Source organism: Dictyobacter formicarum, assembly GCF_016587435.1.
The window spans coordinates 24,052-37,551 of the sequence record NZ_BNJJ01000011.1 but is presented as its reverse complement, the minus strand read 5'-3'; the positions used below and the strand labels follow the sequence as shown (position 1 = coordinate 37,551).

Below are 13,500 nucleotides of genomic sequence, written 5' to 3'. Positions count from 1 at the left end.
TGAAGCGCCAGCGTATGAATACGTAATGGCGTTTGCTTGTAGTCATGTCTGGGGCGCTGTCTCCATCTGTTCGGCTGATGTGGAACTTGAGCTTCTTGCAGTTCCTTTTCGTGGGACATACCTGCTGTATTACCATTGGATCAACGTAACCAAGTGGACGTAGCGTCCAAAGTCTATCATAGTCGCAGGAAATTGTATATCTATGTCAACTATCTGCATGTATTTATGCCTCATCAGGAATGTCCTCTTTTGTTGAGAAGAAACATAGCTGTTATTGCCAGCCTAATGACCTATAGCTTTGCGCTGCGGCGGGTTAGAATACGCAGCTGCGAGAGGTTTATCATGGATAAGATTAGTGTATCTTCATTGGAGCATACATATCTGGAGAATAGCATGGGAACCCCCCTTTTTGACGAGGCATTACGAATCTCTGAACAATTATAACATATGTTTTGGTGGGTCTGTGCGCCAAAAGCTCTGGATATTTACTGATGGGTTAAAAGTGGCGTGTGTACGGACACTTTCGTGCCCACATCTTTCTTTAGAGTGAGTGAGAAGCGCACTCGGCCACTTCCCACTCATCTAGTATTTTTGAGCGCCGCAGGTACGACGCGCTGCTTTTCAAGACACGCTTTGCGGCCCATTTTCTACAACGCATATGAAAGAAAGAATAACTTATGCTTTTTTATGCTGCTGTTCAGCTAATTCTTTGACTCGATGTACATGAGTTTTATGGCAGATAACAGTGACATCATCCATCTCAACCACAATCATGTCTTCCAGGCCAATGGTATAAACGCGTCGCCTGGTGTTATTGTACACAATAACGTTCTGACTTCCCAGGCCGATATGGGAGCCAACCGCATGAATGCCCTGGTCATCACAAGGGAAAAGAGCACCATATTGCTGCCAGTTACCAACATCATTCCAACCCAGGTGAGCTGGTATGACGGCCAGGTTCTGTGTCTTTTCGAGGATGCCATAGTCAATGGAAATGGATTGAATTTCTGGCCATAAGCTCGCCAGAGTGGCCTGGGCATGTTCGGTTGGAACTGCATCAACAATCGTCTGGATTTGTTTGGCTACCTGTGGTAGGTGCGCCTCAAACTCAGCCAGAATTGCCTTGACGCTCCAGATAAAAATACCAGCATTCCAGACATAGTGGCCGTCATCCAGATAGTTCTGAGCGGTTTCCAGGTTTGGTTTCTCCACGAAGCGTTCCACCTGGAAAGCTCTGTAACCATTCCCTTGAGCCATTTCATCCGCAAAGCGAATGTAGCCATAACCAGTTTCTGGAGAGGTAGGTTGAATGCCAATGGTGACCAGTTTGCCCTGCTCAGCTAGCTCATAGGCCAGGCCCAGTGTCTGGCGCAGACTCTCTACCTGAGTAATTACCGCGTCTGCGCTAAAGATCGCCATAATCGCATCTGGATCTTGTCTGGCGATTGACGCAGCCGCCCAGGCGATAGCGGGAGCCGAGTTGCGCCCCATAGGTTCTCGTAAAATATGGCTAGCCGGTACCGTTGGCAAATGCTCCTGAACCAGATCTGCCATATTCTGACCTGTGACAACCCAGGACTGTTCGGGAGTCACGAGTGGAGCAACACGGTCCAGCGTCTCCTGTATCATGCTTTGACCACTTGGCAGTGGGAGAAATTGTTTGGGAAAGCTGGGTGTACTCAGGGGCCATAAACGTGTGCCGCTGCCACCCGCTAAAATGACGGCATTAAGATGTTTCATAGCGAGAATGTCCGCCTCCTCCTTGCGTATCCTGTGTAGTCATCTATGACTGGTTGCGGGATTTTCTTGTCGCGCATCTAGTCTATGGGGGGATTGTATCGGTGTTTTTCGCTAGTGTCAAACTGTAGAACTAAAATGCCAGATGTACCCATGACCAGTTGCTGTGGTTGCATCTTGTTGCCTGGCAAAAATGAGCAGCAGGATATGTCGATGGAGAAAAATGTAAATAGTGAAAAATACAATATGTCAGGAAGACAGGTTGTCTTCCTGACATATTGTATACATGTTTATTAATCACGTTGCTTATTTGCTCACGCTAGCCACTTTCTCAATAATAGGAGTTGAGGGTGCCAGTGCGGCTTTTGATTTCAGATTCTGATAGCGATTTTTGAGCATATCGGTAGGAATGCGATATACATCTTTTACCAGTCCAACTTTTTCCAGTATGCGGATCAAATAAGCGGAGAAATCGACCTGCCACCAGTGGAGCCCATGAAAAGCTGAGCGCGGGAAGGCGTGATGATTATTGTGCCAACCTTCACCAAAGGCCAGCAGTCCTACGATCCATTCGTTGCGACTCTTGTCGGTGGTTTCGAATTCGCGTTTGCCAAAGGTGTGACAGATTGAATTGACGCTCCATGTCACATGATGCACGATGAAGATACGTACCAGTCCTGCCCAGAGCAAGCCATGCCAGCCGCCAACGGCAAAAGGAATGAGTAGAGAAAGGACAACCCATAATAGGAAGGTGCGGCTGACAAAAACAACCATACGGTCATTGACCAGATTGCGGCAATAGACGTTAGGATCGGCCATGCGGTCCTTGAACAGCCAACCCAGGTGAGCATGGATAAACCCTTCGGTCGGGCTATGGGGATCACCCTCTTTATCTGACTGGGCGTGATGCTTGACATGAGTGGCGGCCCATTCTAAGGCCGGGCCCTCTAATGACATCGACCCGAAGACCAGCAAAAGGAATTTGATGACCGGATGAGCACGAAAACTGCGGTGCGTCAACATGCGGTGAAAGCCAGCGGTAACGCCAAAAGTAATGCAGATATACATAATAAGGAGCATTACAATGTCTGATAGGAAAACCGCTCTATTCCAGAGGGCCCACATAGCATAAATTGTGGCCAGAAAAGGGAGTATAACTACAAGAACGAGAACACCTTTATACAGGGGACTGGATTTCATCAAACCTCCGATTAGTATATTTTAGATTTAAGCTCTCTCTATGAGAGATGGATCTTGTTTTTGTCTTAACTTGACAAGCGCTATGTAAGTAAGAGCAGGTCCGTTTCTGATTTGTTTCACGAATTTTATGACCAGACCCAATTTCCCCTTGCTTGTTTTTAACGTTCTGCTGTAGCCTGCCGATAATGTACAAGTGAGGAAGTACCATCCTACTGATCCTCTAGTCAGGAGCAGTGCTAGTATGGTATGCTTGACGCACAATACTATATAAAAATGTAATTGGATTGAGTTATTATACTCATTGCGATTTATCGATAGAGAAGAACGTGGAAAACGAAGGACAACAAAGGCCTCTATCTGATCAGAGGCCATCAGAACAGCAAGGGTATTATGGATGGCAGTATGACCAGGATGCCACGGAAGTGAGGCCCCCCTCTCCTTCAGGTATTCCTCCTCGGTCATTTACCACCCCACCAGGGCGGCCATTACCACAACATCCTTCTCAGGCACATGATCCTCAACAGACGCATGTGCCTTCTCAATATCAACAACAGTATCAACAGCAATCTCAGCAACAATCTCAGCAACCCATGCATGATATGGGTATGACCCTGGGATTTGGCCAGGGTACTGAATATCAGTATTTTGATGTGCCCCAGCCATCGCAGCCAATGGCCCAGTTGCGCCAGGAGCGCCTGCAGCAGTTGCGCGAAGAGCGCATGCGTCGTCAGCAGCGCCGTATTCGTGGTGGGGATGTGACTACGATGTTTCCCTGGAAGGGTGGCAACAAGTCGGCGGGAACCGCCGATAGCCTGCCGCCTCCCAATGGCTCGTTGAGCGGCCGCCCTATCGCGCCGCGTACACCGGTGCCTCCATCTCAGTTTTCGCCACCAGAGTCATTGCCGAACTACAACAATGATGAGACGGTTGCGCCGGTGCGAACATCTACGCAACGCCCAGAGAATCTGAGGTTGCCCAGGCGCGAGCCTCCTACCGCTAGCGCTAATTTGCAGCCAGCGTCATCTTCGGCCCAGGATACTGGTATGCTCCAGAAGGTGCGTGTTGGCCGTGCGATGTCGATTCTAACAATTGCGTTTGTGGCCAGTCGTATTTTAGGCATTTTGCGCACGTCAATGTTCGCCTATGTCTTTGGCACCAGTCCTATTTCTGATGCTTATCTGCAGGCCTTTTTGATCCCCGACTTTATTTTTAATATCGTCTCTGGTGGTGCTTTGAGCTCGGCTTTTATTCCTGTATTTACCAATTATATGGTTGGTGTGCGCGATGAAAAGAAAGCCTGGCACGTAGCAAGCTCAGCTTTAAACCTGGCTGTGACCATAATGACCGGCCTGGCGTTGTTTGGAATCATTTTTGCGCGTCAGCTCGTCCCTATTTATAATATTGGGGCCTCTCCTGCTCAGCTGGATCTCATTGCTTCTTTGACTCGCATCATGTTGTTGCAATCTGTTATTCTGGGTGCTGGTGTTATTGTGACGTCGGTGCTGAATGCGCAACAAGATTTCAAGCTTTCTGCTATCGGTTCGGTTCTCTATAATGTCGGTTTGATCGGTGGCCTGGTTCCGGGCATTTTCTTTGCTTTTTCCGGCCATGGTGATGTTCATGTGGCTGTCTATGCAGCCACCTGGGGTGTTGTCGCCGGCGCCATGCTCCAGGTTGGGGTGCAGGTACCCGGGCTGATGAAGGTTGGCATGAAATATACACGCTCGTTCGATTGGAAAGATCCGGGTGTTATACAGATTGCTCGCTCAATGGTGCCGCGTATCGGCAACTCGGCCATGATCTATCTGTCGACGTTTGTCGACCGTAACCTGATCTTACTGGTTGTGGGTACTGCCGGTGGTGGGGTCACTCAGTACTATCAGGCCTTTCAGCTAGTGCTTTTACCTTTCGGCATTTTTGGACTCTCGCCAGCGACCGCCGTCTTCCCAACGCTGGCAGAAAACGTGGCCAAGGGTCGTTTCGATCGTGTGCGCAGCACAATTCTAGAAACGTTACGCAGTGTCCTTTTCACGACGATTCCATCCAGTATTGGATTAATGGTTCTGGGCCTGCCTGTGATCCAGGTACTTTTGCAGCATGGACACTATAATTTAAATAGCGCGCAGGCAACCTACTTTCCGCTGGCGGCGTTCTCACTGGGTCTGGCTGGCTTGTGTGGGGTCGAATTATTGACGCGCTCGTTTTATGCCATGCGCGATACCAAGACGCCGGTGATCGTTAGTATTGCCCAGTTTGTGTTTAAGATAGCGTTGAGTCTGGTGGTGGTTAATGCGGCTGTCTGGGGAACCAACTGGGGCCTGGCGGCACTTGCCTTCTCAACCTCGGCGGCGAACATCCTGGAGGCAACGGTCCTTTTCTGGCTATTAGACCACCGTCTTGGAGAGATGCAGGTCAAGGAACTGCTGAAGTTTATCGGGCGTGTATTGCTGGCATCGCTGGCAATGGCGGTTATCGTCTTTATCGCGCGCGAGTTGCTCGATCGTATTTTTGATACTACCAGCGGGCAGTCTACAGGCCTTATAGGTACCGTTGAGGCAGTTGTCAAACTGGGCATAGAAGTTTTCGTTGGCCTGTTTGTATATGTGCGCGTATCCCGCTTCCTGGGTATTCAAGAACTGGGTCCCATCAAACGTATGCTGGATCGTCTCAAATTATCGTGGATATAACTAGGCTGGTTGGTGAGTATGAAACGAGTACGCCTCTCTATTGTCGGCTTTGGCGTTGTGGGTCAGGGTCTGGCCGAACTTTTGCATACGAAGCGAGAGTTGCTGCAGCGTGAATATGACCTGGATGTTTCTCTGGTCAGCGTAGCCAATAGCCGCCATGGCTTCATCTATCGTGAAGAAGGATTGGATATAGCAGCCCTGCTTGAACTGGCTGCTCGACGTCAGCCGCTGACACAGCATTCTGGTGTACGCCACTGGACGAGCGTGCTAGAAGGTTTGCAGGCAACTCAAGCCGACATCATGGCGGAGGCGACCTGGACGAATCTGCAGGATGCCGAGCCAGGGCTAAGCTATGTGCGTGCAGCTTTGAAGAAAGGTATGCATGTGACCCTGGCCAACAAAGGTCCAGCCGCCCTGGCTGCCAGCGAGTTGCTGGCTCTGGCCCGGCAGCAAGGAGTCCAGTTGCGTATGGAGGCGACCGTGATGGCGGGGACACCTGTGCTAAGCACGGTACGCGAGGGTCTGGCTGGAGTCGATGTACACGCGGTGCGTGGTATCCTCAACGGCACCACAAATTATATTTTAAGCGCAATGGCCAGGGGACGTGACTATGCCGAGGTGCTGGCTGAGGCCCAGGCACAGGGCTATGCGGAAGCAGATCCTACCGCTGATGTTGAAGGGTATGACGTGGTGGCCAAAACTGTCATCCTGGCTGCCCTGGTCTTTGGCCAGTTTATCGAGCCCGCACAGGTGCAGCGCCAGGGTATTACCGGGGTCACACTGGAACAGATACAGCAGGCAACCCGTGATGGCAAGCGCATCAAATTGATTGCCTCGCTGACACACGATGCTGGCCAGTTACAGGCCCGCGTTGAGCCTGTCGCTTTGCCGCTGGAAGACGCCCTGGCCCATGTTGATGGTGCCATGAACGCTATTACATTCCATGGCGACTCCCTCTCTACAGTCACCATTAGCGGTCCTGGTGCTGGACGACTACAGACCGGTCAAGGACTGCTGGCCGACGTGATTGCTATCGCTAAAGCATTGTAAATGCAACATCAATGCACAGGAGCAGGCTGCCTCTATTGACCGATGACAGAGGCAGCCTGCTCCTGGCGTGTAAATGGGATTTAATCGGCGTTTTCTTCTTGCTCTTCGCCTTTTTCTGCATTGTCTACGATATGGCCATCATGAAACAATATATTCTGTGCAGCCACCCGCCACCTGGGCGTTCGTCGCAACAAAAATTCCAGATCCATCGAAAAGTGCAGGAACTCTTCTTCCTGTGCATGTTGCATGATCGCCTTCGCTTCCGGATCTGGCTCAACCGAAATACGCTGCTGATACCAATTGATGGCCTCGCACTCCTCTTGCAGTGAGGTTATGATACGTGCAAACGTTCGTGTCTCCTGTGAAAGCTCTGTAGCTGGCTCATGATATTGATTTGTACCCATGTCTTGTCCTTTTTCTTATAGTTTATACTCTGCTGATAAGCATGTGTTATTTATTAGATACCAGTGAACACCAATACCGGATCTGGCATCGGTACTGCGCAGGGCATGATGGAGCCTGCTGTTTATAACACGATAACCACTGTTCGTTGGATGTCGGAGGACATGAACCGGAAACTTATTGGGTCATCCCATAAAAAAAGATGCTGTAGCTTTCGTCTCAAATTGTAAGGTATCATACAATTTGAGATAGATATCCAGGTAGATCAAAGGAGATAAAGATGGATATTGCTGAACACGCTACGGCGTTGCACGCGACACATAAGGTCTTGAATCAGCCGCCACCATTGGTGAACTATAATGTGTTCACACAAGATGTGACGCTGGCTGAGTGTGTACGACGCGAGGGGGCGGACTGGGCCGAGACGCGACTGACCGATTTGGGAGCTGTAGTGGGCAGTGAGGAGGTAATTGGTTGGGGCCAAGAGGCAAATGCATTTGGACCAGTTTTACGCACGCATGATCGTTACGGCCAGCGGATCGATGAGGTGACGTTTCACCCGAGCTGGCACGCACTGTTACAGATGGCGGTGCAGCATGGAGCGCACGCGCTCTCCTGGCAACATGAGCAACCACAGGGCAACCACGTTGCGCGAGCCGCCACCTTTTATTTGTGTACCCAGGCTGAAGCTGGTCATGGCTGTCCGATATCCATGACGCATGCCGCTTATCCAGTCTTGCGCGTCTACCCCGAAACAACCGCTCCCTGGTTACCACTATTGACGACAAACACGTACGATCCAGGCTTGCGCCCGCCACAGGAGAAGCAAGGGCTATTATGTGGAATGGGAATGACGGAGAAGCAGGGCGGTTCGGATGTACGGGCCAATACGACCCGGGCCCGGCCAGTTGCGGGCTATCACGGTGAGCCTGCCTACGTGCTGACGGGGCACAAATGGTTCTGCTCGGCACCGATGTGCGATCTTTTTCTGGTACTGGCCCAGGCTCCCGGCGGGCTAACTTGCTTCTTGATGCCACGTATTTTGCCCGATGGGACACGCAACAATTTTTTTCTGCAACGCTTAAAAGATAAGCTGGGCAATCGCTCCAATGCATCCAGCGAGGTAGAATTTGTGGATGCCTGGGCAGTGCGACTTGGAAAAGAGGGACGTGGAGTACGGACGATTATCGAGATGGTGAACTGCACGCGCCTGGATTGTGTGCTGGGGACAGCTGCCCTGATGCGGCAAGGTGTGGCCCAGGCTATTCACCATGCCGCGTATCGAGAGGCATTTGGCCGTCGCTTACTTGAGCAGCCTTTGATGCGCAATGTCCTGGCCGACCTGGCTATCGAGTCTGACGCTGCTACCATCCTGGCTTTTCGTCTGGCCCGCGCTTGTGATCGGTCCCATTCGGATGGACATGAGAGCTTTATCCAGCGTCTGGGAACGGCTATCGCTAAATACTGGGTGACCAAGCGTGGTCCGCAACTGGCCGCGGAGGCGCTGGAGTGTCTGGGGGGTAATGGATACGTGGAGGAGAGTGGTATGCCGCGTATTTATCGCGAGATGCCCGTTAATTCGGTCTGGGAAGGTTCAGGTAATGTCATCTGTCTGGACGTATTGCGCTCGATGGGAAAAGATCCGCAGACGTTGGATACGTTCCTGGCCGAAATAGCACGGGGCCATGGGGCTGACCAACGCCTGGATAGGGCCAGCGCACGTTTTCAGCAGGATATCGTCCGCATGGCGGCTGAGGAGCGTGAATGGCAGGCTCGCCGCCTGGTTGAACGTATGGCGCTACTCTGGCAGGGAACATTGTTGGTCCAGCATGCCCATCCAGCGGTCGCTGATGCCTTCTGTGCATCGCGGCTGGCAGAAGAAAGTGGCCACGCCTTTGGTACTTTGCCGACTGGTATTGACGTAGATCCCATCCTGGCTCGTGCTCGGCCAACCATCTAACGGTTAAGAGGGCTTTCGAGGCTGATGGCTCTCCATGCCGGGGACCTCGAAGCGTAGACGCACACTGCCCAGGGAGAGTTGTGTTCCGTGGTTGAGTAGCTCTGGTTTCAGCGGGGTCAACACCTGATCACCCAGCCGGGTCTTATTGCGACTCTTGAGATCTTCGATGGTAAAAAACGTACCTTCAAAGCGAATGCGTGCATGCTGTCGCGAAATACTCATCCTGGGATCAATATGGCTGAGGTCCAGATCGGGGCTCAGCCCCCGCTTGGGGTCCAGACGGCCAACAATTATATTGGGTTGAGTAATCGCGATGCGTTGTGGATATTCACCCTTCTCATGACACAGATATGCATAAACACCTTGCCTGGTGGGAATAGCGGTCGGAATAGGTTGTGGGCGTTTATGCATATTTTCAACATTTGAGGCCCTGATAGTTTTTTCCTGCGCTTCTGATGCCCTCATGGTGGCTTCCATTTCAGCCTGAGACATTTCTGCGGTATAGCTAGCTCCCTTATCTGGTTCGGTCACGTTCTCTTTGAGGGCAGAGAAAGGAACTGATCTCTGCATGTGGGTCTGTTGTTGGGCTCTTTGCAGGGCGTTGAGCAGGTCGTCCGCATTGCTGAAGCGCCGGGCTGGATCTTTGGCCATGGCTTGCTCGACCAGTTGCTGTACCTCATCTGGTGTGAGATGTTTAAAGGTGTGCATTTTGGGCACAGGGCTACTGGTTTGTAAAATGCCTGTCTCAGCTGCCGTGCGCCCCACAAAAGGCAAGCGACCTGTCACCAGCGTGAATAGCAATAGACCAGCCTGATAGATATCGCTCTGGGGACCAGATGGTCGGTGATTAATATACTCAGGTGGAGCATAACGTGGGTCCAGGTAGCCAATGTCAGAGGTACTTTGCTGGGGAATATAGTGCAACGCCTGTAGTAATGAGCGTAATCCAATATCGTCGATCTGCACCCTATCCTGAATGCCCAGCGTATCCACCGTGATCAGTTGTGGGCGTAAATCCAGACCCGCAATACCCTCTGCATGTAATGCCTTCAGGCCTATGGCTAGCTGACGGCAAAAATCCAGCGCCCGCGCCAGGTCAACATTTTCTGTATCCAGCACATGCTGCAGTGTAATACCTCGTGGTGGGTCGGTTGCAATATAAAGACGCATACCATCTACCCCCCAATCCAGCACGCGCAATGTATGCGGGGAATTGATCTGGCGGCGCTTCTCATACGGTCGCAATAGTTCAGGAAGGGTATCCAACGACTCTGTGGAAGGAATATCCAGCACATACAGTCCCACCACGTCGTTCGTATTGTGGTTATAGGCTGTAGATGTGGTCAACATGCCGCCAGTTGTGATGGTTTGCCCGATGCGGTAAATTCCGCCAATGAGACGCGTGTCGCGTTGTGGCATATCTATTCCTTTCAATTGAGAGGAACGCACCTTCCTGATGCGCCGTATTGCTGTTGGCATTGTAGCATAAACCAGAATATAGTGAGAAATAGCATAGCGCCTGTGTTTTTTTGCCTTGCATATGTAGTTGCTGCCGCTGCTATCCAGTTAGAAGTAGCGGGCAAAAGAAAAGCCCGAAGATCTCCTTCGGCGAGAAGATTTTCAGGCTTTCTGATCGGGCTGCTAATTGTAAAGATTTTGTTTAATGTAGTCGGGGATGAGCGACCAATTATTGCCGCGAGGGACAACAATCGATTCACCATCGCTGGCGGTGTCAATCGCCATCACGTTGCTGGTGCTGAGACCGATATGCGCGGTATGTGGATCACTCAGGTCCATCTTTTGTGAGAAGAGACCCAGATCTGCCAGCGACATATTGGTATGAATGGTTTTCTCCAGCGAATCCATCGCGCTGAAAAAGCGTGGCCAGGTGGTAATATCACGCATCTTGGCCAGGGCCGCTTTGATGATTATCTGCTGGCGTGCGGAACGTCCAAAGTCAGATAATTCGGCCTGATTCTTAGATGGTTTATCGCTACACTGGCTCATTGGTTCGCGGGCGCGCGCATAGCTAATCGCGGTCGCTCCATCCATATGCTGATTGCCTTTTTCGAAATCCACCACCCTCCAACTGGCGTCTTTCGCGGCATCATCATTATTCGGATAACAGGCATTGAATGAATCTGGCACATAGACATCGACACCACCAATAGAGTCAATAAACGCCTTAAAGCCAGTGAAGTCGATCATCATCCAATATTTGACATCCATACCCGTAACAAGCGAAACCTTCTTGGCCATCGCATCGGCGCCTACCTGGCGGTTTTGGCCATTATTGGACGCCGTCTGGTAGACAGCATTGATTTTGGTAAAGTTGCCAGAGTCCGGTGGATTCTGCACCCATAGATCACGTGGTATCGAAACGAGAGAGGTATGTTGGGTGGAGGGAATCATACTGATCACTACCAGTGAGTCGGTCAGGTTCGCTCCATCATGGTTACCTCCGCCATAACCCATTACCAGCAGATTAGTACGGTCACCTGTGGTCATATAACCGGTTTGTGTACTGAGCGGCGATTGCGTTGAGATGGCTGAACCGAAGGCCAGGGCGCGTGATGAGGTAATCACCCCCAAAATAAGGAGCACAACGAGGACAACCAGGACACTCAAACAGCCAATGCGCCGCTTACTTCTTTTCTTGAGCGGTTTATTGGATGGTAGCGGGGTATTTCCAAACTGGCCGCCCTGTCCTGGCTGAGGTCCTTGCCCTGGCTGATGTTGAGGATAAGCATTGGGCGCGGGCCGCGGCGGTGCATAGTCGCGTTGCTGGTGATGTGCTGGCGTATGTTGTGGCTGGCCAAAGTGTTGTGGACCAGGCTGTTGTGGCGGAAAAGGTTGCGCTGGTCTTTGATTTTGTTGCTGTTGATGAAAATTGCCAAGAATCAATTTTCCCTGAGACCCTTGACCCTGACCCGGTTGTGGTGGATGAGGGGAGAATGCCTCTGTGTCATCGTCCGGTCGATAGCGATTATCTGACATTGTATATCCTTTACTTTAGAGATTATTCCGCGATAGGATGATAAAACATAATGCATGTCGCGGGTCGTCTGCTAGACCACATGAGCATAAAGAATCGAGAAACATAGACTCTTACATAAAGACGAGCGAAGCTCAAAGAAGTTTCATATCAACTTTTTAGGCCTCATCTATCCCAGCAAAGTACTAATGAAATTGCATGTATAGTGTATAAAACAGCTTATTTGGTTATAAATTGATGAACAGTAAAAAATGCGTAATATAAAAGAAAAAGGACACTTTTTATAGTGTCCTTATGCAATTATGATTACTTTATAGCTGCTTATTATGACGATAGGCGACGATCTGAGCTATGATGGCCAGTGCAATCTCTTCAGGAGAGGTGGCACCAATGTTGAGGCCGATCGGCCCATGAATGCGCGTGAGCTGTTCGGTGCTGAGCCCTTGCTGTTTCAAGCGTTCGGCGCGTTCGGCGCTGGTTTTGCGGCTGCCAATCGCTCCTACATAGCCTGTATGCCGCTCAAGTACGATTTTGAGGGTCGGTTCATCAAATTTGGGATCATGAGTCAGGACGGCGATCGACGTTGACGGGTAGAGTGGCCTCTGGGCTAAAATTTCGTCCGGCCAGGCAACGATTAATTCGTCGGCATGGGGAAAGCGTTCCCTGGTCGCAAAGGCGGCGCGGGCGTCGATCACAACCACGCGATAATTGAGGGTTTTAGCAAAAGTAGTGAGCGGAATGGCGATGTGTCCGGCTCCGATGATGATCAGTTCTGGAGGTGGCGGAAAGCCCTCTATAAAGACCTCAATCGGCTGAGCGTCCGTTTCAGAAGCATACTTATGAACCGAGGCGGCCCCGCTCCAAATGGCCTGCGTGGCATCCCCAACTACTTGCTGATCAATCTGAGAGGAACCCAGCGTCCCCCGATTGTTACCATCAGGATAGATAAGCATCTTTGCTCCAACGTGTGTCGGGCCGCGCACCACAGTCGCGATTGCTACACCTTGCTCCTGTTCAAATCTATCTCTGAATTCTTCATAGAGTCCGCCCATGGGATCTCCTCCTAAGAAAAAAAAGCCAACGTAGGTGCGGGCGAGCATGCTGAGAGCATGGTCTTGCCCCGCTTTTTCAGGCTCTACCAGTCTAGCCGCTCCACAAAGACCTGGATTGTGCCACCACAGGCCAGACCGATCTTTTCAATGTTGTCGGCTTCGCTGATGCCGAATTCGAGCAACTGCGGTTGTCCGTTTTTGATGACTTCAAGGGCGGCCTGCACCACAGCTGGTTCAACGCAGCCACCACTGACAGAGCCAGTTAATTCGCCTTTTTCGCTGACAGCCAGCTTGGCACCAGGAAGCCGGGGTGCCGAGCCAACCATACTGATGACCGTTGCTATAGCGACCTTTTCGCCCTGTGAACGCCATTTCTCGATATCAGGTAGTACATCGCGCATATGTGTTTCCTCCGCG

10 protein-coding genes are annotated in these 13,500 nt (G+C 51.1%); 3 read left to right on the top strand and 7 right to left on the bottom strand.

Annotation, left to right across the window (positions count from 1 at the left end; translation table 11 throughout):
* Positions 1-675: 675 nt before the first annotated feature.
* Both JMI88_RS19680 and JMI88_RS19675 read right to left on the bottom strand, forming a co-directional pair.
* Positions 676-1,740, bottom strand: a complete 1,065-nt coding sequence (locus JMI88_RS19680) for a mannose-1-phosphate guanylyltransferase (protein WP_201363649.1) — start codon at positions 1,738-1,740, stop codon at positions 676-678.
* Between the two features lie 303 nt (positions 1,741-2,043).
* Positions 2,044-2,805 (bottom strand): acyl-CoA desaturase, encoded by a 762-nt coding sequence (locus tag JMI88_RS19675; protein WP_236022977.1) that lies wholly within the window; start codon positions 2,803-2,805, stop codon positions 2,044-2,046.
* 458 nt (positions 2,806-3,263) lie between these two features.
* Between JMI88_RS19675 and murJ the strand changes: the two genes are divergently transcribed.
* Together murJ and JMI88_RS19665 are read left to right on the top strand one after the other, a co-directional pair.
* Complete coding sequence (gene murJ, locus JMI88_RS19670; RefSeq protein ID WP_201363647.1) at positions 3,264-5,624, top strand: murein biosynthesis integral membrane protein MurJ; 2,361 nt, start codon at positions 3,264-3,266, stop codon at positions 5,622-5,624.
* 18 nt (positions 5,625-5,642) lie between these two features.
* Positions 5,643-6,674, top strand: a complete 1,032-nt coding sequence (locus JMI88_RS19665) for a homoserine dehydrogenase (protein ID WP_236022983.1) — start codon at positions 5,643-5,645, stop codon at positions 6,672-6,674.
* Between the two features lie 80 nt (positions 6,675-6,754).
* Here the strand turns inward: JMI88_RS19665 and JMI88_RS19660 are convergent, their stop codons facing one another.
* Positions 6,755-7,078, bottom strand: coding sequence for a ferritin family protein (locus JMI88_RS19660; RefSeq protein WP_201363645.1), 324 nt, complete (start codon positions 7,076-7,078; stop codon positions 6,755-6,757).
* Positions 7,079-7,356: 278 nt separating this feature from the next.
* Between JMI88_RS19660 and JMI88_RS19655 the strand changes: the two genes are divergently transcribed.
* Positions 7,357-9,036: an isovaleryl-CoA dehydrogenase gene (locus tag JMI88_RS19655; protein ID WP_201363644.1), complete on the top strand. Its 1,680-nt coding sequence runs from the start codon at positions 7,357-7,359 to the stop codon at positions 9,034-9,036.
* A 3-nt stretch (positions 9,037-9,039) separates the two neighbouring features.
* On the opposite strand, the gene JMI88_RS19650 is transcribed toward JMI88_RS19655, so the two are convergent.
* The 4 genes from JMI88_RS19650 to JMI88_RS19635 form a co-directional block, all read right to left on the bottom strand.
* Complete coding sequence (locus JMI88_RS19650) at positions 9,040-10,455, bottom strand: FHA domain-containing serine/threonine-protein kinase (RefSeq protein ID WP_201363643.1); 1,416 nt, start codon at positions 10,453-10,455, stop codon at positions 9,040-9,042.
* 222 nt (positions 10,456-10,677) lie between these two features.
* The gene (locus JMI88_RS19645) at positions 10,678-12,033 is read right to left on the bottom strand and encodes an LCP family protein (protein ID WP_201363642.1); all 1,356 of its coding nucleotides are present in this window, start codon (positions 12,031-12,033) and stop codon (positions 10,678-10,680) included.
* A 309-nt stretch (positions 12,034-12,342) separates the two neighbouring features.
* Positions 12,343-13,083, bottom strand: a complete 741-nt coding sequence (locus JMI88_RS19640) for an XdhC family protein (protein ID WP_201363641.1) — start codon at positions 13,081-13,083, stop codon at positions 12,343-12,345.
* 83 nt (positions 13,084-13,166) lie between these two features.
* The gene (locus tag JMI88_RS19635; protein ID WP_201363640.1) at positions 13,167-13,484 is read right to left on the bottom strand and encodes an XdhC family protein; all 318 of its coding nucleotides are present in this window, start codon (positions 13,482-13,484) and stop codon (positions 13,167-13,169) included.
* Positions 13,485-13,500 lie beyond the last annotated feature (16 nt).